Source organism: Streptococcus caledonicus (assembly GCF_042656225.1).
GTDB classification, from domain to species: domain Bacteria; phylum Bacillota; class Bacilli; order Lactobacillales; family Streptococcaceae; genus Streptococcus; species Streptococcus caledonicus.
In genome coordinates this window covers 146,233-172,776 of record NZ_JBHSOJ010000015.1, presented here as the reverse complement: position 1 = coordinate 172,776, position 26,544 = coordinate 146,233, and the positions used below count along the sequence as shown (strand labels likewise).

The following is a 26,544-nucleotide window of genomic DNA, read 5'->3' as shown; positions in this document are numbered from 1 at the left end:
TTGTACCACATTTTAACTAAAATAATAAAAGTACCCTCTCAAATGATCAGATACTTTTGAAATCACAAGTACTAAATTAGTCAACGGCCTTTTTTAAATGAAAAACTACACTTAATAGAGCTAAACCTAAATACACAAAGCGTAGCCACCCCTGACCTTGGCTAAGACCTAGAGAAAATAGGGAAAAACTTATCACTACAGTAAAAATGGCTAAAATCATTTTAGCACTCGTTACTAAATTCTCTCTCTTTAGTGTTAATGCGTTATTGTTCATCGTGATCGTCACATCTGAAATCCTGTTCCAAGGAAGGTAGCGTAGGGCTAGTAGTCCTGGCACTAGGGGAATCAGCGACAACAAGAAATGATTTGATATTGGTTCAGAAATAGGAAACATATAATACCTCCTCAACTTTTGCCTCAAGTATAGCATATTCGGAAAAAAAATGCAAACGATTACATTTTTTAGCTAAGAAAAAAGCTAACTTGCGTCAGCTTTTTACATCATTACATCTTCTCTTCTAATTCTACATCTGGGTACTTGTCCGCAAACCAACGAAGGGCAAAGTCATTTTCAAAGAGGAAGACAGGTTGGTCAAAGCGATCTTTAGCCAAGATATTTCGACTTGAACTCATGCGCTCATCAAGGTCTTCTGGCTTAATCCAACGCACGGTCTTTTTACCCATTGGGGTCATAACGACTTCTGCATTGTACTCACCTTCCATACGGTGTTTGAAGACTTCAAATTGGAGTTGCCCAACCGCACCAAGCATGTACTCTCCTGTTTGGTAGTTCTTGTAGAGCTGGATAGCTCCTTCTTGCACCAATTGCTCAATTCCCTTGTGGAAAGATTTTTGTTTCATGACGTTCTTCGCAGCAACTTTCATGAAAATCTCTGGAGTAAAGGTTGGTAAGGGTTCAAATTCAAATTTATTCTTACCAACTGTTAAGGTATCACCAACTTGATACGTTCCTGTATCATAGACACCAATAATGTCTCCAGCGACAGCATTTTCAACATTTTCACGAGACTCTGCCATGAACTGGGTCACGTTAGAGAGCTTCGCCCCTTTTCCTGTACGAGGTAGGTTAACTGCCATACCACGCTCAAATTCACCAGATACCACGCGCACAAAGGCAATACGGTCACGGTGACGAGGGTCCATATTGGCTTGGATTTTGAAGACAAAGCCTGAGAAGTCTTTGTTGAGCGGGTCAATCACTTCCCCCTCTGTGGTCTTATGTCCGTGAGGTTCTGGCGCAAATTCTAAGAAGGTATCAAGGAAAGTCTGTACCCCAAAGTTAGTGAGGGCTGAGCCAAAGAAAACTGGTGTCAAATCACCATCTAAAATCGCCTGCTCAGAAAATTCATTTCCAGCTTCAGCGAGCAATTCAATATCTTCTTTCACTTGCTCATAGAAAGGGTTGTTCGCAAAGAGTTGATCACCGTCTGACAAGTCTGCAAAACGCTCATCACCTTTGTAGAGTTCTAGACGCTGATTATGCAAATCATAAAGGCCTTCAAAAGATTTTCCCATACCAATTGGCCAGTTCATTGGGTAGCTGGCAATGCCAAGCACTTCTTCCAATTCTTCAAGCAAATCAAGCGGCTCACGACCATCACGGTCTAATTTGTTAATGAAGGTAAAAACTGGAATGTTACGGTGTTTCACAACCTCAAAGAGTTTTTTGGTCTGTGCCTCGATACCTTTGGCAGAGTCAACGACCATGACAGCCGCATCCACCGCCATCAAGGTACGGTAAGTATCTTCTGAGAAGTCCTCGTGCCCTGGTGTGTCCAAAATATTAACACGCTTACCAGCATAGTCAAACTGCATTACAGATGAAGTTACCGAGATACCACGTTGTTTCTCAATATCCATCCAGTCAGACTTGGCAAAGTTTCCTGTTTTCTTTCCTTTAACCGTCCCAGCCTCACGAATCTCTCCACCAAAGTAGAGCAGTTGCTCAGTGATGGTTGTTTTACCTGCGTCTGGGTGGGAAATGATGGCAAAGGTACGGCGTTTTTTAATTTCGTCTTGTAAAGTCATTTTTCTCTCACTTCTATTTCATTATGACATATCAAAGCTACACTATTATTTGTTCTGATAGTTTTTCTACATTCTACATTGGTTTTCTTTCTTTTAGGCGCACAAAAAGGCGTCATTAACATAATAACTTCTAATATTATAGCTGAAAAGTGGGCTTATTTCAATCCGAAAGAAAATTTTCTCTGTTACAAAAACTTCTCATTAGCTGATACTGTATGCCTCCCTTGTGGCCTATAACTTGATTTCCTTTCTCATTTGGCGTAAACTAAAATCATGAAGATTAAAAAGCACTTAAACCCTGTTGCTGGGGAAAATACGTATTTGGTATCAAATGATGAGGCCCTCCTTGTCATTGATCCAGGAAGCGACACTCAAGGACTTCTTCAAGAGATTGACCAAATCAATAAACCTATTGCTGCTATTCTATTGACACATACGCATTATGACCATATCATCAGTGTTGATGCCATAAGGGAGCAGTTCAACCGCCCTCCTGTTTATGTTCATCCACTCGAAGCGGATTGGTTGGGAAATCCTGCACTCAATGGTTCTGCTAGGCATCCCGATCTGGGAGATGTTATCATATCTCCTGCTGATGTTCTTTTTGAAAATGGCAGAGCTTATAACCTTTCAGGATTTAAGTTCCGAGTCTTACCAACACCCGGGCATTCTCATGGCAGTGTATCGCTTGTCTTTGATGAGGAAAATCTCGTTTTTTCAGGAGATGCTCTCTTTAAAGAAACCATTGGAAGAACTGACCTGCCCACAGGTGACTTTGATACCTTGATAAACAGTATCAAGACACAATTACTGCCCCTCCCAAGTCGGTACGATGTCCATCCAGGCCATGGTTTTAATACGACAATCGGTCACGAAAAGACCTTTAATCCCTTTTTACAATAATGAAAAAGCCTTCCAATCTGAAAGGCTTTTCTTTATACTTTAAGATAACGGCGAATAGAAAGAACTGACCCCATAGATCCAACTAAAATCCCTACAAGGAACAAAGCTCCAATAGCATAGTAGCTATACGGGTTAGGATCATACATTGATAAATGCTCAATTGAGAGATTTTTCTGGAAACTGTTGTAAGCATACTGATATCCAATATAAAGAATAACAGCTGGAATAATTGTCCCCAGTAAACCAACCCATGCACCTTCCATGAAAAATGGTCCACGGATATAAGAATTTTTCGCTCCAACAAGTCGCATGATTTGAATCTCATGACGACGAGAAATAATGGTAATACGAATAGTATTTGAAATCATAAAGAGGGCAACAAAGGCTAGCAATAAAATTGCTCCAAATCCCCAGACACGAATGAACGATGCCATTTTAAAGATTTTTTCCGTATCAGCTTTACCGTAGTCAGCACGGTCAACTCCTTTAATTTTACTGATTTCTTCAGTTACTGAGGCAACTTCTTTAGGTGACGTTGTTTGAACAACATACACGTCAGAAAGTGGGTTGGCATCCCCATCAAACATTCTCCAAGCATCGCCCATGCGTTCTTGAAGTTTCTTTAATTCTTGTTCCTTGCTTGAGAAAGTTACCGTATCAACACCTTGAATCACTTCAATTGCTTTCTGGACAACCTGGTAATTCTCATTAGGAACCATTTGACCAACATCGTTTTTTACTTCCTTATCTTGATCATAGGTATCAACGCGAAGAAAAACATTTATTTGAATATTTTCTTCAATCCCACGTGCTAATTTTTCAGTATTTAACAGCACTGCTGCAAAAATTCCAACGAGTGTTAACGTAACTGTTACAGAAAAAACAGAGGCAATGGTCATGAGCCCATTACGTTTGAGGTTTTTGAATGCCTCCCACATATAGTGGAAAAATCGTCTAATCATCGTATCCGTACTCTCCCTTCTCTTCGTCACGTACCACACGTCCACCTTCAATCGCAATCACGCGGTGGCGAAGGGTATTTACAATCTGACTATTGTGCGTCGCCATTAAAACTGTTGTTCCTTGCAGGTTAATTCGTTCAAGCAAATTCATAATCTCCCATGAATTTTCTGGATCCAAGTTTCCTGTTGGCTCGTCAGCAATAAGAAGTTTAGGATTGTTGACCAAAGCTCTAGCAATAGCAACACGTTGTTGTTCACCACCTGACAACTGATTAGGGAAAGAACGCATCTTATGTTTCAATCCAACTAAATCTAGAACTTCTGGGACACGTTTTTTAATGTTCCGAGGTTTTTCTCCAATAACTTCCATTGCATAAGCAACATTTTCAAAAACAGTTTTACGAGGAAGTAATTTATAATCTTGGAAAACAACACCTATAGAACGACGCAAAAAGGGAACATCTTTTTGACGAAGTTTCGTCAAATCGAATTCTCCCACTTTAATAGTGCCCTTTGTCGCTTTTTCTTCACGATAAAGCAATTTAATAAAAGATGACTTTCCTGCTCCTGACGGCCCAACAATGTAGACAAACTCTCCTTGGTCTACATTGACTGTAATCTCACGAAGAGCAGTTGTTGAACGATGGTACTTTTTGGTAACATCGCGTAATTCAATCAATGGCATTTAGCTTATTTCAAGAGTTTTAAAAGAACTCTTTTCCTTTCGACTTTATTTTCTTTAAAGATGATATAACCATATTATATGGCTCAGCAATGGATTTTATGGATTAACGTTTTGCTCAAGTCTTAGTCAATCAACCATTTAAGATAGGCATCCATAAAGCCTTCAATATCTCCATCCATAACCTTATCAACTTGGGCGACTTCGTAACCTGTTCGGTGATCTTTGACCATGGTATATGGGGTGAAAACGTAGGAACGAATCTGACTTCCCCAAGTGATTTCACGTTTATCACCTTTAAGGGCGTTAACTTCTTCTGCCTTTTTCTCTTGCTCCATTTGGTAGAGCTTAGCTTGAAGCATTTTCATGGCACGATCACGGTTGCCATATTGGGTACGGTCAACTGTTGAGGCAACGACAATGCCTGTCGGAATGTGGGTCAGACGTACACCAGTTGAAACCTTATTGACGTTCTGACCACCGGCACCACCTGAACGGAAGGTATCCATTTTAATATCATCATCACGGATTTCAACTTCAATCGTATCGTCCAACTCTGGCATAACTTCAACAGAGGTGAATGAGGTGTGGCGACGTTTTGCTGAATCAAATGGTGAAATACGTACCAAACGGTGCACACCCATTTCTGATTTCAAGAGACCATAAGCATTTGGACCTTCAAATGAAAGGGTCACTGACTTGATACCAGCTTCATCTCCCGCTTGATAATCAAGTGTTTCAACTTTGAAGCCCTTGGCATTTCCATAACGGGTGTACATGCGCAAAAGCATGTCAGCCCAGTCCTGAGCTTCTGTCCCTCCTGACCCTGGATGGATTTCCAAAATCGCATTATTATGATCGTATGGTCCAGACAAAAGTAAGGTCATTTCATAGCTGGTCATGATACCTTCTAACTTTTCAAGGGTTTCAACCAAATCATCATGAACACTCTCGTCTTCTTCCAACATTTCAAGATAGAGTTCTGTCTCATCAGAAAGTTCTTCCATATTATGGAAAGTCTCATAAGTGTTTTTAAGCTCGTTTAACTCTTGCGATGTCTTTTGAGCCGCAATATTGTCATTCCAAAAGTCAGGCTCCGTCATACGATTTTCAAGTAAGGCAATCTCTTCTTCTAACCTATCTAGGTCAAAGAGACCTCCTGAAGCTAGTCAACTTCTCTTTGTTTTCTACTATTTTTTGGCGAATTTCAGCCACTTCCATGGGTGTTCTCCATTTCTCTTATTCAATCCTATCTATTTTACCATAAAATTAAGCGCTCTGCCATTTTTCCAAAACCAAAGCTAATTCTTTCTGGCTCTCTTCCTCTTTCGGAGAAAGGCTGCGCATAAAATCAAGGATTGCCTCATCAGGCTTTTTGACAATCTCACCGATAGCCCAGATGGCTGTCGCGGTATGAATGGGATTATTATTCTTATCGATGATTTCTAATAACTTGACCACAGCACTTCTATCGTGGGCATTGGCTAGCGCGATAATGGCATTGCGTTGCAGAATATTTTTTCCCCGCCAAGAACCCGCAATCCTGCCAAATTTCTCTTTAAAGGATTTATTCGACAGTTCAAGGAATGGAATGAGTTCAGGATGTGCCAACTCAGGATCAATCTCAGAGGCTAAAGGGTTATCAATCCCTTTATTGTAAGGACAACAAATCTGACAGATGTCACACCCATAAATCACGGTCTTAATTTTCTTACGAAACTCCATGTCCATCATGCCCTTGTCCTGAGTCTGAAAAGACAAACACCGTCTGGCATTCATGGTGCCATCCCCAATCAAGCAAGAGGTTGGACAGGCATCCAAGCAGCGGGTACAGTCTCCACAATCGTAATCGACTGGACTATCTGGCTCAATCTCAAGATTGGTAATCAACTCTCCCAGATACATGTAAGAGCCGTATTCCTTAGAGATGATCAGACCATTTTTGCCAATAAAGCCGATTCCTGCCCGTCTGGCCACTGCTGTATCCACAAGGGCACCTGTATCCACCATCCCCTTGTACTCAAAGTTTTCGGTTAGTTTTTCAATGCCTTCTGCCAAACGTTTCAGCTTGTCTTGTAGCACATAGTGATAGTCCAGTCCCCAAGAGTTTGGGGTAATCTTACCACGTTTGTAGGCTGTTTTCGGTGGATAAACTGGCAATTTATTGGGATAGGCAACTGCTATAGAAATAATGGTCTTAGCTGTTGCTAAGGATAATTTGGGATCAATACGCTCGTCAATATTTTTATGTTCAAAACCTGTGGTCCGTCCTTCTTCGACACCGAGGCGCAGCGATTTTTCCAAATAGGAAAAATCATCTGCCGTTGTAAACCCAATCTTTGAAATCCCAATCTCAGCAGCTAACTGCTTAATTTCTGCCTTAATATCCATAATACTTATTGTACGCAAACTTTGTGATAATGGCAATACAAGGATATTGCTATCTCATGACAAAAATCATTGAAAGCGTTATAATATAGGTAAAGGAGGTAATGCTATGACTATCAAGATAGAACGACAAACTGGTTGGCTTGACACACTAACAAGTTATCGAATTTACTTAAATTCACGGCTTGTCAGAACCATTGTCAACAATGAGATTCAAGAGATGCAGTTACCTCAGTCTCATTGTCAGCTTAGGGTCAAAAAAGACTTTCAAAAAGCAGCATATATCGACGCTATGGAGGGTGATCATCTCATCATTAAAGTCAATCAGTTAGGATACCTTTTACGTATTCTCTATTATATGGGAATAGTGAGCCTACCAATGCTTAATTTGTTCAGATACTCAAATCCCATACTAGAACAGTATAAGTACGTCATGTTAGGCTTAATCATTCTGTATATACTTATCCTAACCGTCATCTATATTACTCATCCAACTATTGCAATTATCAAAAAGAGACCTAACTCATAAAATTTTGATATGATATTAGAAGAGGTACTTATCATGATTTAGATTGAACGACAGACGGGACATTTTGGAAAATTCCAAGAGTATTCTATCTATATCAATAGTGAATGGGTTGCTAAAATCAGGAATAAGAAAATAGTTAAACTTAATCTTCCACAGACATCCTGTCAACTCCGTATCAAATCTTCTCTGATAAAAAAAGTTACTCTAGATATTTCAGACGGTGAGCAACTATTAACTACACAAACCAAGTCAGTGAATATCATTCAAAATGGCTACTATATACTTATTACTATACCAATTGATCAAAAGTTTCATCGGATTTTTCACACCATCCTTACAATATGGGCTCATTTTGTCAATGATTCTGTGCCTCAGTTTTCTAGGACTACTCATCACCAACATAACCTTACCCTGCGTTACTATTATTAAAAAGGAGACTTTATGACCTCTATTCATGACGACATCCGTAACAATTTCAACCGCCGCATGGCTATCCGTGTGTACAATGACCAAAAAATAGCTCGTGAGGATATGGAACTTATACTCGATACAGCTTGGCTCAGCCCATCTTCTGTTGGCTTAGAAGGCTGGCGTTTCCTAGTCTTTGAAAACAATGGCACAGGAAAACTTGAGAGCATTAAACCACAGCTTAAAGAGGTAGCTTGGGGCGCTCAGCCTCAGCTTGATACTGCTAGTCACTTCGTTTTTCTCTTGGCTGAGAAAAATGCCCGCTACGACAGCTCTGCTATTTACCAAAGCCTCGTCCGCCGTGGTCTTGACGAAGAAGGTGTGAAAAGCCGTCTGCCACTCTATCAAGCCTTTCAAGAGCGTGACATGAAGGTGGCTGATGACCCTCGTGCCCTTTGGGATTGGACAGCTAAGCAAACCTACATCGCTATGGGCAATATGATGATAACCGCTATCCGCCTCGGCATAGACTCTTGCCCTATCGAGGGCTTTGACTACGACAAGGTGAACGCTATTTTAGCAGACGCCGGTCTTATCAATCCCAAAACAGAAGGCATCGCTAGCATGGTGTCCTTTGGCTATCGCCTCAAAGAACCAAAACACCCTCGTACCCGCAAATCACGTGAAGAAGTCGTGACTTGGGTGGACTAAAAAGAAATAGCATCACATCTCTACCTCTAAAAAGATAGAAATGTGGTGCTATTCTCCTTGCGACAATTCTCTTTCCGCAATAACAAAAGTGTACAACTCTTCTTTTACTTCAATACCAGTTGGCAAAAAGCCTTGCTTTTCCCAAAAATGTTTTGCTTGAGGATTGGTTTTTACATAAGCTAGTCTCACTTTTCTAAAACTTCTGGAAAAATAGACAAAGGTTTCTTGAATGATTCGACTCCCTATTCCCATACCTTGACAAGATGAATTGACCATAAAAAAGCCAATAAATACAGTCTCCTCGTTTGGATAATCATAGACAAAATCCATAACTGCTACTAACTTCTCCTTCTCCCAAAAGCCAAGGTAATACTTATCACTTTGAGATTTCCCATCTGGCAAACGACGGATATCCTCTTGTATACTTGCTAAACTCGGTTCAGGTGGACAATGTCTAAAGAAAAATAGATTTCCCTGATAAAGTTCTAAAACTTGTATTAAATCCTCTTCAACAATCGGACGAACTTTGAAATATGATGATAACATTTCCATTAACTCACCTACTGTAAATAACTTATTCTTCCTTTGGCAATTCGCCAATTACCTCATAGGTCGTTAATCCTGATTTTTCCTCAGTCACTTCTTCTTTGTCGTTTTGGAACATAGCAGAGCGGTCGTCCTCATAGGCTTTGATAATTTCAGCAACAACAGGGTGACGAACAACATCCTTGGCTGAGAAATAGACAAAATCAATCGCTTTAATGCCCTGCAATTTTTCCGTCGCATCAATCAAACCAGACTTAACTTTCCTTGGCAAGTCAATCTGACTGATATCACCGTTGATAATCATCTTAGAATTAAAGCCAAGACGGGTCAAAAACATCTTCATCTGCATGATGGTTGTATTTTGCGCTTCATCCAAGATAACAAAGGCATCGTCCAAAGTACGACCACGCATATAGGCAAGAGGGGCAATCTCAATGGTTTCACGCTCCATGAGACGGGTTGTCTGCTCCTTACCAAGAATCTGATACAACGCATCATAAACAGGACGAAGATAAGGATCAACCTTCTCTTTCAAATCCCCCGGAAGGAAACCGAGACTTTCACCCGCTTCAACAGCTGGACGTGTCAAGACAATGCGTTTGACCTGCCCGCGTTTGAGGGCCGTCACTGCTAAAGTGACTGCTAAAAAGGTTTTACCAGTCCCCGCAGGACCAATCCCAAAGACCACATCATGAGATTTTACACTATCAACATACAGCTTCTGCCCCAAGGTTTTCACACGAATAGGCTTGCCATAGTTATCCTTGATGATTTCTTCCTCATAGAGGGCAACAAATTTGTCAATGCTACCATTTTGAGCCATAGACAAGGCCATCACCACATCAGAGGTATTCACTACCATGCCACGACCTACCAAGACCAGCAAGGCATTAATCGTGAGACGTGCTATTTCAACAGCTTCCTCATCATCTCCTAAAATCTGAACACGCTCCGTTCTGGCATGAATAATGACACCAAGATTTTCCTCAATCAGTCTCAAATGACGCTCATTACTACCAAACAATGCCATCACATCATCAGGGTGATTTAAAGTAACTTCCACAGAATACTCTTGCAAATAGAGTTCCTCTTTCTTTCATTTAACTTGCTTTTATTATAGCAAAAAATCCCCCTAATCGGGGAATTTTAGTTATTCACATTGAAAAACTTAATTGAAGTTCCTACTCCAAGATACCGCCAATAGCTTCTATATGCTCTACACCGCCCATATCAAAGACTTGAGTATAGCCAGCATCTCGTAAAAGTTTAACTGCTTGTGCTGAACGAATTCCTTTTAGACAATGAACATAGATTTTAGTATCTTTAGGAAGCTCTGGTAGCTTTCCGTTTTCTAAATCTGTAATTGGAAAATTCTCTGTAATACCAAAATTACCAGCTTTATACTCCTCTGCAGAGCGGACATCAAAAAACTTAGCTCCTGACTCCACATCTTCCTTAACCATATCAAAAGAAATGCGATTCGCCTTGGCATCTGGCCCCGCCTTTTCCCAATCAATCTTCTCAGCTGAAACGGAAGTTTGTTCCTTATCAGTATTTGATGTGCTCATATCAGATATTGATTGACAAGCAGTCAGAAAAAGTCCTAAGACAAACATGTTCACTATTAATAATTTCTTCATGTTAACTCCTTATACTCTTAAAAAACGGGAATAAATGGTATTTTAAGAGTATTATTTTTTTCTATATCAAATGTTTAATAATGATAGACTATCCAAGTTAAAAACAAACATTAGAATTAGCTATCAAACAAATCCATTATATAAAAGCTCTGCTTATTTTAGCAAATATTTGAGACTAAAAAACCAGCACTAAAGCTGGCTTTTTAGTTATTAAGCGTTAAAGCTTTCTGTCAATTGTGGTACCACTTGTTTTTTACGAGAAACAGCGCCTGCAAGGAAGGCATGGTTGTTTTTAAGTTTAAAGTTGAAAGCTGCTTCAACCTTATCCATATTAGAACCGAGAGCAAGAATTTCTGAATTTGAATTCAAGATATCAGTAATCATAAGAACAAAGTCTGAGTAACCATTTGCTACTGATGAGGCTGTCATTGCCGCTTCGATATCTGCTTTACGCTCTAAAACTTCTGCAATATCAACAGTGTTCACTTGTGCAACACGGACACTATTTCCATTAAGCGGGAATGTTTTAGCATCAATGTCAATCAATTCTTCTGCTGACTTGCTCGCAAGATTTGTACCTGCTTTAAGAAGCTCGAGACCATATTCTTCCAAATTGACACCAGCAAGCTCTGCCAATTCTTTAGCCACTTGTGCATCAGATTCATGAGTTGTTGGTGATTTAAGAAGAAGCGTATCTGAAATCAAACCTGATAAAAGAAGTCCTGCTACTTCACGAGGAAGTGTCACACCTGCTTCTTTTGACGCGCGGTAAACGATTGATGATGCAGATCCAACTGGTTCTAAACGCATGTAAAGAGGATTTGCAGTCTCAAAGTTCGCCACACGGTGGTGGTCAATCACTGCTGCCACTTCTACTTCACGGATATCAGCGATTGATTGTTGAAATTCGTTATGGTCAGTTAAAATAACATGAAAAACACCTTCTGCTTTAGCAGATTCTACCACACGTGGAGCCTCAACACCAAAATAGTTAAGCGCAAATGCGGTTTCTTCATTAGGTATACCAAGAGCAACAGCTTCCGCATCGCGACCCCAAGCAGTACGCTCAAGATAAGCCCAACCGTATGATGATGCAATAGCATCTGTATCAGGATTTTGGTGACCAAAAACTAAACATTTAGACATGATTTACCTCTTTTTCAAATTTTTCTTTATTATACCATAAAACCATCTATCCAATAAAGCCTTACCAAACAATTCTTTAGATCATCTCATATAAAAAGAGTACTACTCTGCTTGGCAAGCGCTTGGCTTTAGAGATAGAGTATTTTTCTTTAAGCCAAGACAAATACTCACCATAAGCCTCAAACTCTGGTTTTCTGACAAAATAATACAGTTTTATAAAAGCTCCGATCTTAACCTGTTCTACATTATCTTTTATAACCGTACGAATAACATTATTTTCTATAGTAAAAACTCCGCCATTATCCAACGAGGCGATAACTCATAGCGACCATCCGGTCGAATAATCTGACTATCCACTCCTCCGGAAAGAACTTTATCATGTAAGCCATCTCCCACTAACTCACCTGATAAAATAGGAATCAACTAACGCCTACCATTGATATCATTTTGTCCTACCAAAATCGTCACACCAACTTCTACCGTAATGTCAAAAACTTTTTTTAAAGCCTCCATTTTTCCTCCTCAATGATAAAACAAGAGGACTGGTACATCACCCAGTCCCCTATATTATAACTGTTAGCAATTTTCAGAAACCGCAGTAATACCTGCAATACGACCAAAGGTGAAAATATCTGTCAATGAATTACCTCCTAAACGGTTACCCGCATGGAGTCCTCCTGCTACCTCACCAGCAGCATAAAGTCCTTTGATTATGTCACCACTTTCATTGATAACGTGTGTTGTGGTATCAATTTTGAGGCCGCCCATAGTATGGTGCACTGCCGGTTTACGTGGAGTAGCATAAAATGGTGCTACTTCACATTTAAGGTCAAAACCACCCTTATTAAATTCTGGGTCAAAACCTGCGTCAACGTATGAATTGTAGTTTTTAATCGTTGTGACCAATGTTTCTGGATCAACACCAATTTGTTCTGCCAATTCTTCCAAGGTATCGGCACGGTGAAGGGTCCCTGCTGCAACTTGCGCATCAATTTTTTCTTGACTAGTATTGTAAGCTGTCGCTTTAATCTTATCGTCTGCGATAAGGTAGAAAAGTCCACCATTGTCAATCGCAGCTTGCGACAATTTGTCACGGCTGCCGTATTCGTCAACAAAGCGTTTTCCTTCTTTATTGACCATGATAAAGTTAGCAGGTGGCACTTGAAGCCCCGAGAAGAGAGCTCCCGTCACGGGATCTGACACTGGCATCATTTGGCTAAAGCCCATACCAACAAGGTCGGCACCAACAGATTGCCCAAGGAGAATACCATCACCGGTTACAGCTGGTGTATTTGATGTAGCAATATCATCATCAATCTCAGACCAATACGTGTTGTATTGTTGCAACATTTTCGTATTGGCACCAAAACCACCAGAAGCCATGACAACGGCCTTAGCATTTACTGTAATGGTTTGACCATTTCGTCCTTCAGCAATAACACCTCGAACAATACCGTCAGTAACAATCAATTCTTTAACTGGTGAGTCGGTCAAAATGGTGCCTCCGTGTTCTCGAACGTATTTGTCAAGAACAGAAATGAAGGCAAATCCCATAGGCTGAACAGGCTTGTGCCCACGGCGCCAAAGTGCACCAACTGGCATGGTCACTTCATCACGAACAAACTCTACCCCAATATCTTCCAACCACCGAACAGATCCAAGGGCATTTTCTGTCAAGACTTTCACCAAGTCATAATTCCCATGAATTTCCTGTCCATTAAGGTCAGTTCGTTTTCCGCCGATATAAGTCTGAATGCGATAAAGAAGGGTTGAATCAAAAAGATAACTTGGATCTTTTAGATAATTTTCCACCTCAGCCTTCAGTGTCCTAAAGTCTTCTAAGTATTCTGGATCAATGGTTGCTTCATCCGTGTTAATCAATTTAGGATTTAATAACTTATCCAATTTCAATCGCCAGTTCAAACAGCGTTACCATATGACACCACATCACTATCGAAAACAAAAAAAGTGAAATAGAAATCTTGACTTCTGTTTCACTCTCACTCAAATAAAATGTTATATTCTAATACCATTCTCTTGATTTGTTCTAAACCAAATCATTCATAATGTCACTATTTTGTTACCGAAAAGCATGAAAGGCTAGACAAAAAATTAAAGCTCGACGAAGTAACGTATCAATTTTCAAAGACATTAAACTTTTGCCATACGATTCATGTATTCGGTGTAACTTTCAGTTTCCATCAAATCTTTAGCATTCTGCACACGATCTTTTGTCGGAGGTTTAACCCCTTCTAACGGATAAGGGATACCAAGTTCACGCCATTTGAATTCTCCCATAGTATGGTAAGGAAGAATCTCAAATTTATCAACATTTTTCAAGGTTTTAACAAACTTACCGAGATCAATCAAATGCTCATCAATATCAGTTAAACCAGGCACTAAAACATGACGAATCCAAACAGGAATGCCTTTATCTGATAGATAATGTGCAAATTTCAAAATATTAGTATTTGGCTGGCGCGTCACAATTTTATGCTGCACAGGATCAATTTCTTTCAAATCAAGCAAGACCAAGTCTGTTACTGCTAATAATTTGTCTAAAATCTCATGATATTCTGGTGTTGGTCGATAAGCAAACCCACAGGTATCTAAAGTCGTATGGATACCTAATTTTTTCGCTTCTGTAAAGAGAGCTATTAGAAAATCAATTTGAAGCATTGCTTCCCCACCAGATACCGTGATTCCTCCATTTTTCCCCCAAAAATGACGGAAATTGAGCGCTTCTTTCAAAACATCTTCCACCGTACGCTCGGTAGCTTTATTTGATACCATTTCCCAAGTATCAGGATTATGGCAATATTGACAGCGGAGCTTGCATCCTTGTAAAAAGATGATGAAGCGTATACCAGGCCCATCCACAGAACCAAAACTTTCGGTAGAATGCACCATTCCTGTTACCTTTTTGTAATCAATGTCAGCCATGCCGTCTCCTTGTAACCGTTTTTCTTATTTTCATTATACACTTTTCACAGTTTTATGCCTAGCATTCTGTACCAATTCCTCAAAAGTCTATGCTATAATACCCCATTTTTTGTGTACTATAAAAGCTGAGCCAATGCTCAGCTTTTATTATTTTCCAATCTTAGTCTTTCCTTGCCAATAATCAAAACCATCTTTAAGAACATAGACATCCTTAAAGCCTGCCTTTTTCAAGGTCATAATCACTTTAGGCAACTCTGTGCCACGAGTGGCATCATACAGAAGGATTGGTTTATCCTTACGGAGCGCTCCGAGCGACTGGGCAAAGCCAGGGGCTGGAAGATTGCGTGCTCTTAGAATATGCTTTTTCTGAAAGCTTCCCGTATCTCTGATATCAATGAGCTGTGCTCCTTGCATTTTACCTTCAAATTCTTTAAAACTTAGAAAAGTTGCTGCACGTCGAACACGAAAATAATTCCAAGCTAAATAGAGCCCCCATACAATCAAGATCCCCCATAAAATAAGTGATAGTGGTGTCATAGTATCTCCTTATTTGGTAACAAATTGTCGAGCCAAGCTTGCCGCACCGATAAGACCAGCATCATTTCCAAGCTCTGCAATTTTAATCTTAGTTGTCTTACGAACTTGTGGAAAAGCATAACGAGTAAAATATTTTTCAATACGACTACGTAAAAACTCCCCAGCTGCTGACACACCTCCACCGACAACAATTGAATCTGGGTTAAGAATACTTCCAAGATTTGCTGCGGCAAGTCCTAAATAGAAACCAACCTTTTCAACGACAGAATCGGCAAAACTGTCTCCTGCTGCTGCAGCTATAAAAATATCCTTACTTGTTACTATTTCACCATTATCAATCGCTGCTTTAACGCTTGATACTCCCTCATAACTTTCTGCCAACAAACGAGCGACGCGCACTACACCCGTTGCTGAAGCTACGGTCTCTAGGCATCCATTACTTCCACAAGTACAAGCAAAACCATGGTCTGGCTCTACAATCATATGACCGATTTCACCACCAGCACCTGCGACACCGTGGATAAGATTTCCATCAGCTATGATACCACCGCCAACACCTGTCCCAAGTGTCATAAAGACGACGTCAGGATTGTTTTCACCAGCACCGACCCATCGTTCACCAAGAGCTGCCACATTTGCATCATTATCAATCGCAAATGGGATACCAAGTTCACGTTCAATCACTGAACCTACTTCTTGAGTATTATCCCAGTTCAAGTTGAAAGCACCTGTAACTGTTTTTTTCTCACGATCAACTGCGCCTGGAGAGCCCATACCAATACCAACAAAATCATCTTTTGTCAATCCATAAAGTTCCAAGCGGTGTTTGATTGACTCCACAATATTTGGCACAATTTGTTTACCATCATCCAAAATATTAGTGTCAATAGCCCATTTTTCTTGGACCTCACCATCAAGTGTTAAAATCCCAAATTTAACAGTCGTTCCACCAAGGTCAATACCTAGTAGTTTTTTTACCATCGTTTCCATACCAGTTCAATCAGTTTAGTAAGCTAACACCAGGGTAACCACTCTCAATAACAGCTGAGCTTCACTTCCTGAAAGAACTATTTCCTTTCCTTTTCAATCTCCAATCGGTGTTCCCGTCGTAAAATTAATTCAGCTAAAATATAATCATCCTTTTCAACTAAGCCATTTTGATACAAGCCCTCAATCTCAATTTTCATGAGTTCAATATCATAGAGTCGTTTACCAAGATAAATAATAATCCCAAATCGTTTCAACAACTGTTGCACATCATAGAGTGTTTTCATATAGAAATAGTACCAAAAAAAATGCTCTTTTTCAAGCAGTTTTCGCAAACGATTGCATTTTGCAAGAAAAATTAAAAATAGCTAAAATCAATCTTATCACAAATCGGCTAATGAGAAGATAAATCATCAGTTTGACTAAAATCATAGCTAATACGCTTTTTATCTCCTCTGATATGGCCAAAACCAAAGCATGTACTCACCTAATCACCTTGGTTTTCTAACATCAAGACAGGCTACCACTTTTTTCTGACAAGACGGATAGAATAAGATATAAGAGACTTTACGTTTTCCTAAAAATTCTTTTGTCTCTCACAGTTTTCCTTTCACCGCAGATTTCAACTTCCGACCGTTCAACCGCTGGATAAGATGGCAATTACTGCAAGTCAGATGATAGTAACATTTCTCATCATAAGCCGTCTGCGCAACGTTTCTCAAGCTATCATTCACAATGATAAGCAATACTGATAAAAGAGAAAGCTAGTAGGACCACTTCAACAATCCTCAGAGTCATTTTACTCCCCCTTTAAGTAGTCTTTGTGAAAAATTTGATAGTCGGCTTCAAGTCCATTCTCCCCAATCACAACCCCATGAAGACTTCCCTGATAAACAGCGCCACCATCAATATTAAGCTTATTATTTTTATAACATAATTGCGTCTGCAATTTATCCTGACGGATAGAAGTTACCGGGGTATGCCCATGAACGACTAACTTATCTGGCACAATATCACTACCGTAAAAAGCTTCCCTAATCCAAATAGCATCATAACGACTTGTTTCCCTATAGTTTTCCAAGGTCAAATCAAAGCCAGCGTGTACACAGATAGCATAATCATGCTCATAGTAAACCGGTAGATTCGTGATAAAGTCTAATAGGTCCGCGTACTCCGACCTAAAAAGCTCTGCTATTTCTAAAGGTGACTTTTCCTCAACAATACCTGGATAAAAAAGGCTTTCAAAAGTTTCTTTGGCACCATTTCGCAGGTACCATTCCATCTTATCTTCTGGAGAGGCCAACCAGCGTAAAATCATATCCTCATGATTTCCAGTGATGCAAATGGCACCTTCATTTTTAACAAAACACATGACTAATTCAAAGCATTCTTTGGATTTTGGACCCCGATCAGCTAAATCTCCCAAAAAGACTAATTGCTGACTTTCCTTATCCCAATGCTTCAAAAGTGCCTGCAAGAGGTCAAATTCCCCGTGCACATCCCCTACAACAAATAATTTTTTCATGAAAAAACCTCCACGTGTACCTATCATACACTTTTTGGAGGCTTTTGGCTATCTTTAAAGATTTGGAGCTTGATTGAGTTCTGCTTGTAACATCCAGATGATTTTTTGGCTATCGCCCAAAGCATCCGCAAATAGACCATTAGTCACATCATCACCTTCTTTATCAGTGACTTCAAGTCCCGTTTGATAAAGAGCTGACAAATAGCGATAAAGCTCCACTAAACGTTCTAGACGCTCCGGTATTGTCACATCATAAGAACCTGGTGTTTCTGTCAAATTTGACTCCTCATCAAATTCTTTGAGCGTTGAAAAAGGTTTGCCGCCTAGCATGATTAAGCGCTCACTAAATTCATCCAAAACATCTGCCAAATCATCCATGTACTCATCCATTTTTTCATGGAAAGCAACAAAACCCGCTCCACGCGCATACCAGTGTGCCTGGTGAATGATTGACATCGCTTTAGATATATCTGCAACAGCTTGGTTCAAAACCAATTTTGTTTCTGGAAAATCAATTGTTTTTGGTGTAATATCTATTACCATAAGAATCTCCTTTGTTCTTTGTGAAAATTTGCTAAGCATTTAAGTATGCTAATAACTTACACTTCTATTTTAGAATGATTCTAAATAAAAGTCAAAAATTTTGCTTTTACGAATAATAAGATATGGAAATCTTTTTTTACTTTTACACCCTAACACTCGGTTTTATCCTCAGCTATTATGATTTAAAAAACCAAGAGTATCCTTTAATCATTTGGCTACTTTCAACTCTATTACTACTACCATTTTACACAGCTAATCTCACTTTTACATTACTATGCCTGCTAGGAATTTTTGCCCTACTGAAAAATATCAATGTCGGTGCTGGAGACTTTCTATACCTAGCAACCCTAGGATTAGCAATCCCATTATCAGACCTTCTTTGGATTGTCCAATTCGCTAGCATCCTAGGAATTTTTTTCTACCTCTTTAAACTCAATAAACAAAAAACAATAGCATTCATTCCTCTTATAGTTATGGGCTATGCTCTTGTTTTAGTTGGAAAGGAAACAGGATTATTGTAACTATAGTCACAATATATTTTTCTACAACAATAAAATCTCCTAGCATTTGCTAAGAGATTCTGTTTTAATTCTGCATGGCTCCTGCTTGGAGTTCGTACATTTTATGATAGGTTCCACCAAGTTCTAAAAGCTCCTCATGGGTTCCAGACTCGATAATCCGTCCCTTGTCAAGCACGTAAATACAATTGGCATCTTGGATGGTTGACAATCGATGAGCAATCGCTATTGTTGTCCGACCTTTCCGCATCTTGGCAAGAGAATTTTGCACAATACTCTCTGTCTCAGAATCAATATTGGCTGTTGCTTCGTCTAGAATGAGGATTTTAGGTTGACTGGCTACCGTTCTGGCAAAGGCCAAAAGCTGGCGCTGACCTGTTGAAAACGAAGAGCCACGCTCAGAAACTGGGGCATCATATTTTTCAGGTAATTTCTGAATAAATTGATCTGCATCAACAAACTCTGCTGCTGCTTGAATCTCTTCATCCGTCAACTGTTGATACATGGCAATATTAGATTTAATGGTTCCATGATATAGGAATGGATCTTGGAGAACTAAACCAACATTTTTTCGTAACTCAGCTTGACTATAATCACGGATATCAATACCATCAAGAAGTACTTGCCCTTCTGCAAATTCATAGAAACGCATAAAAACATTGATAATAGATGATTTCCCTGAACCTGTGTGACCAACAAAAGCAATGGTCTCACCTTTTTTCACTTCAAAGGAAATATCATCAAGAATTTTACGACTACCATCATACGAGAAACTCACATTTTTAAAGACAATATTCCCTTGAGTCACCCTTGCACTGCTATTGTCATTTTGAACAGGTTCAAAACCAGTTTCATCAATCAGTTTGAAAACACGACCGGCAGATACCATAGAGGTTTGAAGTGTTGAAAAGTTTTGACTGACTTCAATAAGTGGATCAAAGAGACGATTCACATACTGGATAAAAGCATAGATTGTACCAGCTGTTACCGCTGTTTTCATTCCCATCGCTCCAAAATAGCCCATCAAAACAGCATAAGCAAGGAGTTTTAAAAGTGACATAGCAGGACGAAGCATCAAACTGTCTAAAGCCATAAAACGGTTTGAGTAAAGCACATGTTCTTCATTGATAGCATCAAACTCTTCTTTGAGACGCTCTTCCTGGTTGAAAGCCTGGATAATACGAATCCCTTCAATACTTTCAGCCAATTTACTGTTGATATCTGAGAGAAGCGAACGCGTTTTTTCAATAACAGCCGTTGACTTTTTACGGTATAAATTAACAAGAATAAAGATGAGGGGTAAGAAAATAACAACCAAACTCGTCAATTTAATGTCCAGAACCAACATGGTATAAAGCGTCACCGTGAAGACAAATATAGCTGAGATAAAACTTGATAAAATCCCAGAGAACATCTCACTGATGGATTCCGTATCATTGGTCAAACGAGACACAATTGAACCCGCAGGTGTTTTATCAAAATAAGACATTCCTAAGCGCTCCATTGTCGCAAAGGCATCACGACGAATATCTCGGACAATGCTGTAAGAAACACGCGCAAAAAGCAAATTACCTAGGTAAGAAAAAGCTGCGCGCAGTAGGTAAAGCAGATAATACCCCACCAAAATCAGACCTGCTGTCTGCGTTATATTGCCAAGATAGTCATCAATAAAACGACTTGCTACCAGAGGAATAATAGTTTGTAGAACGGTTGTGGTTAAAAGAAAAGCTAGCGCCAGAACAGTTAACCACTTATAATTTTTTAAATAGGATAGAAGACGTTTGAGAACTTCCCATTGATTTTGTTTAGTTTTCATCAACACCCTCCATTTCTAATTGTTGTGAAGCATAGGTTTCAGCATACCAACCATTTTGCGCCAACAGTTCTTCATGAGTTCCACGCTCAAGGATACGCCCATCTTGCATGACCAAAATAAGGTCAGCGTGAACTACTGCTGATAAGCGATGCGCTGTTATAATCGTTGTCTTATGGTCACGTGTCTCTTTCAGATTTTCAATAATGGCATGTTCGGTCTTAGCATCTACAGCAGATAGACTATCATCCAAAATCAGAATATCAGGATTCAAAATCATGGCACGACTCATGGCCAAGCGCTGCTTTTGTCCCCCAGAAAGAGAAACACCCTTTTCACCAATAAGAGTGTCGAAGCCTTCAGGCATCGCCTTAATATCATCATAGACTTGAGACAGCTTAGTCGCTTTTTCCACTTGTTCCAATGGCAGAGCAGGATTTCCAAAACGAACATTTTCTAAAATTGTCGTTGCAAATAAAAATTGATCTTGTGGAACATACCCCATCAAACCACGTAAATCAGACAATCGATAATCACGAATATTACAACCATCTAACTTAATAGAGCCATCATTAACATCATATTCACGCAATAATAACTTAATCAAGGTTGTCTTACCAGAACCTGTCTGACCAACCAAGCCAAGTGTTTGACCCTTTTCAAGAGTAAAATGAATATCTTCAAGAGTAGGTTCACCCTCGTAAGCGAAGTGATCAATAGCGTATTCTAAACAACCATTGCAAATCCCCTCAACTGGACTATCTGTCTCCTGAACATCAGATTCTTGATCTAATAATTCAGCAATACGGTCATAGGAAACATTACCACGTTGTGTGATATTGAAAAGGAATCCCACAGCCATCAAAGGCCAAACGAGCATATCTAAGTAGGTCACAAAAGTAACAAGATTACCGACAGTTACCTGCCCCGCTTGTACCATATAAGAACCGACTAAAAGGGTCAAGACATAGCTAGCTCCTACAAAAAGCATCACTGTCGGATCAAACATCGCATTGTACTTCATGGAAACCATATTCTTTTCAAAAGCTGCTTCGTTAACTTTTTGAAAAGCTTGCGTTTCTTGCTCTTGGTAGCCAAATGATTTGGTCACCTTAATTCCAGAAACTGATTCTTGAACCTTATTATTAAGGTCTGAAAAGGCAGCTTGAGATTGTCGGAATGATTCGTGATTCTTACGTCCCAAACGACTTGTTGCCAAGGCCATAAATGGTAAAGGTAACACCGCAATCAAGGTCATTTGCCAAGAAATGCTAAAGAACATAGTTGCCAATGTTACCAAAGCTGTTACCGAAGCATCAACTGCAGACATGACACCACCACCTGCAAGACGCGTCAAAGAGTTAATATCATTAGTCGCATGCGCCATCAAGTCCCCAGTACGGTATTTTTGATAAAAGGACGGAGACATTTTGGTAAAATGCTCAAACAATCTGAAACGCATGATTTGGCCTAGACGATAGGATGTTCCAAAAATATACATTCGCCAAATATAACGTAAAAAATACATGCCTAGGGAAGCCAATAACAAATAGATAAGGTTAATTACCAATTCTGTTTCCGTTAAGCTTCTACTAACAATGTGGTCAACAATCCCCCCCATCACAAAAGGGGGCACCAAATTAAGTACCGCGACCAAGCTCAGTGCAATAATCCCAATGAGATATCGGCGTCTTTCTTGATAGAAAAACCACCATAATTTTTTTATAATTTGCATAATCTTAATGCAAGACTTTCCGAATATTGGTTTAAACTTATTACAGAAAGACCTACCTGTTTCCCTTTCAATTTCTTTTCATCTATTGCCTGCTATTTTCAGCACACACAACTTTTATCATACACCTTAGACCTTCTCAAAGGTCAAGTATTTTCTCTTACAAAATGCAAAGCATCCTTTAAATTGCTCACCTTTAGCACTTTTACAGTTGAGAATTGTTCCAAAAGTTCTTCTGTCTTTTGATGGCTTTTTGGAAAACCCCATATAAAACGGATAAAGTTCCAATCAATACGCTTTGGGTTACCAGCACTATTATCTTGAAAAAGGCTGTGCAAATACCGCTTAACAACACGATAAAGACACACCAAGCGTGGCACCTTTAGCCAGATGACCAGCTCTGCTCTTTTAAGACGAACTTCCATTGAACTACCATAATTACCATCAATAATCCAAGAACTTCCTGATACCACTTTGTCTAATCGCTCCAAGAAAACCTCTTTTGAAACGGTATCCTTGTCATCAATCCAATTCAGTTTATCCAGATGGATGAGGGGAAGCTCCAATTCCTGAGCTAATCTCTTTGCTAGGGTTGACTTTCCAGAGCCTGGAGAACCAATAATCATTATTCTCTGATACATCATCTACCTCCAAGAAAGGAAGGCTGGTAAACCTATTCCAGCCTTCTTTTTTATAGTAATAGTCGTTGCAGTTCGTAAAATGCTATAGTTATTTAGTATCATTTTTATTAGCACTTATCCTAATGTAGTGTGTGGGTTTGCTCCAATTTAGAGATCCTAGTTCTCCTTCACTCTTTAATTTATAAGTTCAGGCTGAAATTATTCATTGGACATTCTCACTCCTCATATTAAAACTTGACAGTTTGAGTGTTTTCACCATTTCAGAAAGGGTTAGTTATGGCGACTACGTCGCCCATGATTTTTTCAAAAATCAATTACTAATATAATACAGTTATATGTTGATAGCATAAGTTAATAACTTTATCAATATTGTGATATTTTAAAACTAAGTAACTATAAAACAGTTCTGTATAAAAGATCATTCAGAAATTGAAAATTTAAGTAGTAAAAGAAGTTACAACTTATACCCCACTCTCAATAAAGTTTGTAGCTTATTAAATGTCCAAAAAGCAATAGCGCCCCCAAGTGTATTAGTCCAAAGGTCATCAATCTCAAAGACACGATTGGCATCAATAAGCAAATCTAAGATTAACTGCCCTACCTCAATGGTTAAGGAAATAGCAAAGCTTAACCAAAGGATTTTCTTCAGATTTCTCAAGTTTGGAAAAAGACCAAGCAAACCTAACATCAAGGGAAATATCAAGAAGATATTCATCACATTCTGAGTGATGACCCAAAATATTTCCAAGGCAGTATCTAATTCTCCAAAACCGATTAAAGAATTAAAGGGAACTAATAGAAACACCATTCTTCCAACCGAAAAGACATTAGGGGTCTCTACACCCTCAATAGTCCCATACTGAGGTGTCCAGCACAGCAATACTAATGTTAAGCTATACAGAATCACTAAACTCCAAGTTAGCTGACGTCCTTTTAAGGTTAGCTCTGCTTGTTTATCAAAAAAACTAGGCATTAACGACCTGCCGCTTCAACAACTGCTTTACGGCGATCAGCCTTCATCGTATTTGAACGAAGCTGCCCACAAGCCGCATCAATATCCGTTCCATGCTCTTGACGCACGACACAGTTAACGCCATTCTTCTTAAGAACATCATAGAATGCAGCTGTTCTTTCCTTCGTCGAACGACTATACTGATCGTGTTCTGAAACAGGGTTATAAGGAATTAAGTTAATATAAGATAACTTGCGAATTTTCTTTGTTAAATCAGCCAATTCTTGGGCATTTTCAACATGATCATTGACTTCATTGAGCATAATATATTCAAAGGTTACACGACGGTTAGTTGTCTCAATATAATATTCAATAGCCTCAAACAGTTTCTCTAGTGGGAAAGAACGATTGATACGCATGATATTTGAACGTAAGTCATTATTGGGTGCATGAAGAGAGACCGCAAGATTGACTTGCACACCTTCATTAGCAAAATCTTTAATTTTATGGGCTAAGCCAGAGGTTGATACTGTAATATGGCGCGCACCAATTGCAAGCCCCTTGTCATCATTAACGACATGAAGGAAATTCATCACATTGGTATAATTATCGAGTGGCTCACCAATTCCCATCACAACGATATGGCTGACACGCTCTCCTTGGCCTCGCTCATCAAAATATTTTTGCACCAACATGATTTGAGCAACAATCTCTCCACTCACCAAGTCACGTTGTTTAGGAATCAAGCCAGAGGCACAAAAAGTACATCCAATATTGCATCCCACTTGAGTCGTCACACAGACAGAAAGACCATAATGCTGACGCATCAAAACGGTCTCAATCAACATTCCATCAGGAAGCTCAAACAAATATTTAACCGTACCATCTTTTGACTCTTGGACAATACGTTGCTTAAGAGGATTGATACAAAAGTGTTCATCCAATTTCGCAATAAAATCTTTTGAAATATTAGTCATTTCATCAAATGATTGGACACGTTTGCGATACAACCAATCCCAGATTTGAGTCGCACGGAATTTTTTCTCACCATTTTCAATCGCCCACTCAATCAACTGTTCCTGTGTCAAATTATAAATAGAAGGTTTATAACCTGGCATATCTTCTAATTTTGGACGACGCTTTGGTCGTGTTACCTTTATATCTTCAGTCATTAATAAAGCACCAGAGAGTTAACTAAACTGAGAAAGTGACTATATTTTCCCAATGATAACCTCACATTTAACTATTTCCTTAGTTAAACATCCTTTCATTTTTCATATTAACAAACTATTGTTCTTTTTTACGAATGGTAAAATGCTGTTTGCCATCCGAGTTTTTTTGGTCAAAATCACGCCGACGGACTTTTTCTGTCTTTTCCCGATTGGCACTGCTCATTTTAAAGTCTTTTTGAGGCTTTTTAGCGGATAATCTACGGCGACGCTTACGACGACGTTTATTCTGCTCTTCATCCTCTGATATTATTTCACGAGGCTCTCCATTTTCTAAAACAAAATAAGCACAGCCAAAAGCACAATGCTCGTTAAGATAATCTTCTAAGCGAGAAATTTTCAGTGTATTAGCTACTGATTTATCCTCACGATAAAAACCTTTCAGACGAAGTTGTTCGTTACCCCAATCGCCAACAATGTAATCATACTTTAGAAGCCATTCCGAAAAACGTTGAGTGAAAGCCTCAGTATCAAAGGCTTCCTTGTGATTTTTTAAAAGCGTAAAACTCGTATCATCAGATTTTACAATCTGATCAAAATGAACAAAAACAGGCCCTGGAAATTTATTGTAATTAAATAATTCAGGAGAAATCTCTTTACGCATTTTATTCCTTTCTATCAATATCCTATCATAAATAGGTCAATTTTATATAGTTTAAAAAACAGTTGCTTCATACTATTATAACCTTAATATTATACCCTATTTTTTTCTAAAATGTTAGTAAAAATAAGAAAGAATCATTCCCGTAGTTGCTAATTTCAATGAGTGATTTCAGGATAGAAAAGTCAATTTTTTGAAAATACAATCAAATAACCCATATTATGCGCGATACAACTGTCCTTACACCAACAATTTCAATTACCTTTATATCTGAAAACGCCAAAACTTTGTGGCGATAATGTTGAAAAATGGATGTTCTTCTATAAGTTGATAAGCTAAAACGTTAATATCATGTGGCGATTGTTATTTTTATAGTCTTCCAATCGCTTGATAGGACCGAGAGGAAGAACAACGGGAATGATTCAGAAAAGACGTTCACCCCCTCTTTTAGTGAGACTCAAAAAACGAAATAATAGACTCATTTGATCAATTTTCTACAGACTAAAACCGTAAACGTTTATCACATACATTTTAAAAGATTTAAACCAATCTAATCACT

General features: G+C 39.0%; 28 protein-coding genes and 2 pseudogenes. 5 read left to right on the top strand and 25 right to left on the bottom strand.

All coding sequences use genetic code 11. The features are described 5' to 3' along the window. Positions 1-76: 76 nt before the first annotated feature. Both ACFPQ3_RS02655 and ACFPQ3_RS02650 read right to left on the bottom strand, forming a co-directional pair. Positions 77-394 (bottom strand): hypothetical protein, encoded by a 318-nt coding sequence (locus ACFPQ3_RS02655; RefSeq protein ID WP_156806481.1) that lies wholly within the window; start codon positions 392-394, stop codon positions 77-79. Positions 395-504: 110 nt separating this feature from the next. Continuing rightward, on the bottom strand, positions 505-2,049 hold the full coding sequence (locus tag ACFPQ3_RS02650; protein WP_156806480.1) for a peptide chain release factor 3: 1,545 nt from the start codon (positions 2,047-2,049) through the stop codon (positions 505-507). 273 nt (positions 2,050-2,322) lie between these two features. Here ACFPQ3_RS02650 and ACFPQ3_RS02645 point away from each other — a divergent pair, with 273 nt between their 5' ends. Next, the gene (locus ACFPQ3_RS02645; protein ID WP_156806479.1) at positions 2,323-2,952 is read left to right on the top strand and encodes an MBL fold metallo-hydrolase; all 630 of its coding nucleotides are present in this window, start codon (positions 2,323-2,325) and stop codon (positions 2,950-2,952) included. 32 nt (positions 2,953-2,984) lie between these two features. Here ACFPQ3_RS02645 and ftsX read toward each other — a convergent pair whose 3' ends face one another. From ftsX to queG, 4 genes are all read right to left on the bottom strand, one after another. Further along, the gene (gene ftsX, locus ACFPQ3_RS02640) at positions 2,985-3,914 is read right to left on the bottom strand and encodes a permease-like cell division protein FtsX (protein ID WP_156806478.1); all 930 of its coding nucleotides are present in this window, start codon (positions 3,912-3,914) and stop codon (positions 2,985-2,987) included. Further along, a complete protein-coding gene (gene ftsE / locus ACFPQ3_RS02635; protein WP_156806477.1) occupies positions 3,907-4,599 on the bottom strand; it encodes a cell division ATP-binding protein FtsE in 693 nt (230 codons plus the stop codon). Before ftsE ends, ftsX begins: the two co-directional genes overlap by 8 nt. 122 nt (positions 4,600-4,721) lie before the next feature. Further along, a protein-coding gene (gene prfB, locus ACFPQ3_RS02630; RefSeq protein WP_156806476.1) for a peptide chain release factor 2 occupies positions 4,722-5,817 on the bottom strand; the annotation gives its coding sequence in 2 pieces (ribosomal slippage) (positions 4,722-5,744 and positions 5,746-5,817; 1,095 coding nt in all). A 48-nt stretch (positions 5,818-5,865) separates the two neighbouring features. After that, positions 5,866-6,987, bottom strand: a complete 1,122-nt coding sequence (gene queG / locus ACFPQ3_RS02625; RefSeq protein WP_156806475.1) for a tRNA epoxyqueuosine(34) reductase QueG — start codon at positions 6,985-6,987, stop codon at positions 5,866-5,868. Between the two features lie 106 nt (positions 6,988-7,093). Here queG and ACFPQ3_RS02620 point away from each other — a divergent pair, with 106 nt between their 5' ends. Both ACFPQ3_RS02620 and ACFPQ3_RS02615 read left to right on the top strand, forming a co-directional pair. Next, positions 7,094-7,513 carry a hypothetical protein gene (locus tag ACFPQ3_RS02620; protein ID WP_156806474.1) on the top strand — a complete coding sequence of 140 codons (420 nt, stop codon included), beginning with the start codon at positions 7,094-7,096 and terminating at the stop codon, positions 7,511-7,513. Positions 7,514-7,954: 441 nt separating this feature from the next. Then, positions 7,955-8,632 (top strand): NAD(P)H-dependent oxidoreductase, encoded by a 678-nt coding sequence (locus tag ACFPQ3_RS02615; protein WP_156806473.1) that lies wholly within the window; start codon positions 7,955-7,957, stop codon positions 8,630-8,632. Positions 8,633-8,680: 48 nt separating this feature from the next. On the opposite strand, the gene ACFPQ3_RS02610 is transcribed toward ACFPQ3_RS02615, so the two are convergent. The 7 genes and pseudogenes from ACFPQ3_RS02610 to ACFPQ3_RS02580 all read right to left on the bottom strand — a co-directional run. Further along, complete coding sequence (locus ACFPQ3_RS02610; protein WP_156806472.1) at positions 8,681-9,184, bottom strand: GNAT family N-acetyltransferase; 504 nt, start codon at positions 9,182-9,184, stop codon at positions 8,681-8,683. A 22-nt stretch (positions 9,185-9,206) separates the two neighbouring features. Continuing rightward, positions 9,207-10,256, bottom strand: a complete 1,050-nt coding sequence (locus ACFPQ3_RS02605; RefSeq protein WP_156806471.1) for a PhoH family protein — start codon at positions 10,254-10,256, stop codon at positions 9,207-9,209. A gap of 103 nt (positions 10,257-10,359) precedes the next feature. Beyond that, positions 10,360-10,818, bottom strand: a complete 459-nt coding sequence (locus tag ACFPQ3_RS02600) for a rhodanese-like domain-containing protein (RefSeq protein ID WP_156806470.1) — start codon at positions 10,816-10,818, stop codon at positions 10,360-10,362. A gap of 210 nt (positions 10,819-11,028) precedes the next feature. Beyond that, entirely contained in the window at positions 11,029-11,964 is a 936-nt protein-coding gene (locus ACFPQ3_RS02595) for a manganese-dependent inorganic pyrophosphatase (protein WP_156806469.1), read from the bottom strand. 76 nt (positions 11,965-12,040) lie between these two features. Continuing rightward, positions 12,041-12,271, bottom strand: coding sequence for a DUF3237 domain-containing protein (locus ACFPQ3_RS02590; RefSeq protein WP_156806468.1), 231 nt, complete (start codon positions 12,269-12,271; stop codon positions 12,041-12,043). Continuing rightward, positions 12,244-12,387 carry a DUF3237 domain-containing protein gene (locus tag ACFPQ3_RS02585; RefSeq protein ID WP_156806467.1) on the bottom strand — a complete coding sequence of 48 codons (144 nt, stop codon included), beginning with the start codon at positions 12,385-12,387 and terminating at the stop codon, positions 12,244-12,246. The genes ACFPQ3_RS02590 and ACFPQ3_RS02585 overlap by 28 nt, the downstream gene beginning before the upstream one ends. A 153-nt stretch (positions 12,388-12,540) precedes the next feature. After that, positions 12,541-13,848 (bottom strand): annotated as a pseudogene (locus ACFPQ3_RS02580) (FAD-dependent oxidoreductase); the annotation flags it as partial. On the opposite strand from ACFPQ3_RS02580, the pseudogene ACFPQ3_RS02575 reads away from it, so the two are divergent. Further along, positions 13,844-13,936: pseudogene (locus ACFPQ3_RS02575) on the top strand (helix-turn-helix domain-containing protein); the annotation flags it as partial. The pseudogenes ACFPQ3_RS02580 and ACFPQ3_RS02575 overlap by 5 nt on opposite strands. Before the next feature lie 179 nt (positions 13,937-14,115). On the opposite strand, the gene pflA reads toward ACFPQ3_RS02575, so the two are convergent. From pflA to ACFPQ3_RS02545, 6 genes are all read right to left on the bottom strand, one after another. Beyond that, the gene (pflA, locus tag ACFPQ3_RS02570) at positions 14,116-14,907 is read right to left on the bottom strand and encodes a pyruvate formate-lyase-activating protein (protein WP_156806466.1); all 792 of its coding nucleotides are present in this window, start codon (positions 14,905-14,907) and stop codon (positions 14,116-14,118) included. Positions 14,908-15,054: 147 nt separating this feature from the next. Beyond that, a complete protein-coding gene (locus ACFPQ3_RS02565; RefSeq protein ID WP_156806465.1) occupies positions 15,055-15,444 on the bottom strand; it encodes a rhodanese-like domain-containing protein in 390 nt (129 codons plus the stop codon). 9 nt (positions 15,445-15,453) lie between these two features. Further along, entirely contained in the window at positions 15,454-16,425 is a 972-nt protein-coding gene (locus ACFPQ3_RS02560) for an ROK family glucokinase (protein WP_156806464.1), read from the bottom strand. Positions 16,426-16,511: 86 nt separating this feature from the next. Further along, positions 16,512-16,718, bottom strand: coding sequence for a YqgQ family protein (locus ACFPQ3_RS02555; RefSeq protein WP_156806463.1), 207 nt, complete (start codon positions 16,716-16,718; stop codon positions 16,512-16,514). A gap of 512 nt (positions 16,719-17,230) precedes the next feature. Then, complete coding sequence (locus tag ACFPQ3_RS02550) at positions 17,231-17,956, bottom strand: metallophosphoesterase (RefSeq protein ID WP_156806462.1); 726 nt, start codon at positions 17,954-17,956, stop codon at positions 17,231-17,233. Between the two features lie 54 nt (positions 17,957-18,010). Continuing rightward, entirely contained in the window at positions 18,011-18,499 is a 489-nt protein-coding gene (locus ACFPQ3_RS02545) for a Dps family protein (protein ID WP_332307257.1), read from the bottom strand. A 122-nt stretch (positions 18,500-18,621) separates the two neighbouring features. On the opposite strand from ACFPQ3_RS02545, the gene ACFPQ3_RS02540 reads away from it, so the two are divergent. Further along, positions 18,622-19,020 carry a prepilin peptidase gene (locus ACFPQ3_RS02540; RefSeq protein ID WP_156806460.1) on the top strand — a complete coding sequence of 133 codons (399 nt, stop codon included), beginning with the start codon at positions 18,622-18,624 and terminating at the stop codon, positions 19,018-19,020. A 64-nt stretch (positions 19,021-19,084) separates the two neighbouring features. On the opposite strand, the gene ACFPQ3_RS02535 is transcribed toward ACFPQ3_RS02540, so the two are convergent. From ACFPQ3_RS02535 to ACFPQ3_RS02510, 6 genes are all read right to left on the bottom strand, one after another. Further along, entirely contained in the window at positions 19,085-20,833 is a 1,749-nt protein-coding gene (locus ACFPQ3_RS02535; RefSeq protein ID WP_156806459.1) for an ABC transporter ATP-binding protein, read from the bottom strand. Next, a complete protein-coding gene (locus tag ACFPQ3_RS02530; protein WP_156806458.1) occupies positions 20,823-22,565 on the bottom strand; it encodes an ABC transporter ATP-binding protein in 1,743 nt (580 codons plus the stop codon). The genes ACFPQ3_RS02535 and ACFPQ3_RS02530 overlap by 11 nt, the downstream gene beginning before the upstream one ends. Positions 22,566-22,708: 143 nt before the next feature. Next, entirely contained in the window at positions 22,709-23,203 is a 495-nt protein-coding gene (locus tag ACFPQ3_RS02525; RefSeq protein WP_198039910.1) for an AAA family ATPase, read from the bottom strand. A gap of 454 nt (positions 23,204-23,657) precedes the next feature. Further along, entirely contained in the window at positions 23,658-24,176 is a 519-nt protein-coding gene (locus tag ACFPQ3_RS02520; RefSeq protein ID WP_156806456.1) for a VanZ family protein, read from the bottom strand. Continuing rightward, positions 24,176-25,327 carry a dual-specificity RNA methyltransferase RlmN gene (rlmN, locus tag ACFPQ3_RS02515; protein WP_156806455.1) on the bottom strand — a complete coding sequence of 384 codons (1,152 nt, stop codon included), beginning with the start codon at positions 25,325-25,327 and terminating at the stop codon, positions 24,176-24,178. Before rlmN ends, ACFPQ3_RS02520 begins: the two co-directional genes overlap by 1 nt. A gap of 115 nt (positions 25,328-25,442) precedes the next feature. Next, positions 25,443-25,988, bottom strand: a complete 546-nt coding sequence (locus ACFPQ3_RS02510) for a YutD family protein (RefSeq protein WP_156806454.1) — start codon at positions 25,986-25,988, stop codon at positions 25,443-25,445. Positions 25,989-26,544 lie beyond the last annotated feature (556 nt).

Coding starts and splice junctions, on each gene's coding strand:
- ACFPQ3_RS02615 (WP_156806473.1), top strand. CDS start 7,955: ATGACCTCTATTCATGACGACATCCGTAACAATTTCAACCGCCGCATG.
- ACFPQ3_RS02550 (WP_156806462.1), bottom strand. CDS start 17,956: ATGAAAAAATTATTTGTTGTAGGGGATGTGCACGGGGAATTTGACCTC.
- ACFPQ3_RS02600 (WP_156806470.1), bottom strand. CDS start 10,818: ATGAAGAAATTATTAATAGTGAACATGTTTGTCTTAGGACTTTTTCTG.
- ACFPQ3_RS02620 (WP_156806474.1), top strand. CDS start 7,094: ATGACTATCAAGATAGAACGACAAACTGGTTGGCTTGACACACTAACA.
- ACFPQ3_RS02655 (WP_156806481.1), bottom strand. CDS start 394: ATGTTTCCTATTTCTGAACCAATATCAAATCATTTCTTGTTGTCGCTG.
- ACFPQ3_RS02595 (WP_156806469.1), bottom strand. CDS start 11,964: ATGTCTAAATGTTTAGTTTTTGGTCACCAAAATCCTGATACAGATGCT.
- ftsE (WP_156806477.1), bottom strand. CDS start 4,599: ATGCCATTGATTGAATTACGCGATGTTACCAAAAAGTACCATCGTTCA.
- ACFPQ3_RS02530 (WP_156806458.1), bottom strand. CDS start 22,565: ATGCAAATTATAAAAAAATTATGGTGGTTTTTCTATCAAGAAAGACGC.
- ftsX (WP_156806478.1), bottom strand. CDS start 3,914: ATGATTAGACGATTTTTCCACTATATGTGGGAGGCATTCAAAAACCTC.
- ACFPQ3_RS02510 (WP_156806454.1), bottom strand. CDS start 25,988: ATGCGTAAAGAGATTTCTCCTGAATTATTTAATTACAATAAATTTCCA.
- ACFPQ3_RS02520 (WP_156806456.1), bottom strand. CDS start 24,176: ATGCCTAGTTTTTTTGATAAACAAGCAGAGCTAACCTTAAAAGGACGT.
- queG (WP_156806475.1), bottom strand. CDS start 6,987: ATGGATATTAAGGCAGAAATTAAGCAGTTAGCTGCTGAGATTGGGATT.
- ACFPQ3_RS02555 (WP_156806463.1), bottom strand. CDS start 16,718: ATGAAAACACTCTATGATGTGCAACAGTTGTTGAAACGATTTGGGATT.
- ACFPQ3_RS02540 (WP_156806460.1), top strand. CDS start 18,622: ATGGAAATCTTTTTTTACTTTTACACCCTAACACTCGGTTTTATCCTC.
- pflA (WP_156806466.1), bottom strand. CDS start 14,907: ATGGCTGACATTGATTACAAAAAGGTAACAGGAATGGTGCATTCTACC.
- ACFPQ3_RS02545 (WP_332307257.1), bottom strand. CDS start 18,499: ATGGTAATAGATATTACACCAAAAACAATTGATTTTCCAGAAACAAAA.
- rlmN (WP_156806455.1), bottom strand. CDS start 25,327: ATGACTGAAGATATAAAGGTAACACGACCAAAGCGTCGTCCAAAATTA.
- ACFPQ3_RS02560 (WP_156806464.1), bottom strand. CDS start 16,425: ATGGTAAAAAAACTACTAGGTATTGACCTTGGTGGAACGACTGTTAAA.
- ACFPQ3_RS02645 (WP_156806479.1), top strand. CDS start 2,323: ATGAAGATTAAAAAGCACTTAAACCCTGTTGCTGGGGAAAATACGTAT.
- ACFPQ3_RS02650 (WP_156806480.1), bottom strand. CDS start 2,049: ATGACTTTACAAGACGAAATTAAAAAACGCCGTACCTTTGCCATCATT.
- ACFPQ3_RS02535 (WP_156806459.1), bottom strand. CDS start 20,833: ATGAAAACTAAACAAAATCAATGGGAAGTTCTCAAACGTCTTCTATCC.
- ACFPQ3_RS02565 (WP_156806465.1), bottom strand. CDS start 15,444: ATGACACCACTATCACTTATTTTATGGGGGATCTTGATTGTATGGGGG.
- ACFPQ3_RS02610 (WP_156806472.1), bottom strand. CDS start 9,184: ATGGAAATGTTATCATCATATTTCAAAGTTCGTCCGATTGTTGAAGAG.
- ACFPQ3_RS02525 (WP_198039910.1), bottom strand. CDS start 23,203: ATGTATCAGAGAATAATGATTATTGGTTCTCCAGGCTCTGGAAAGTCA.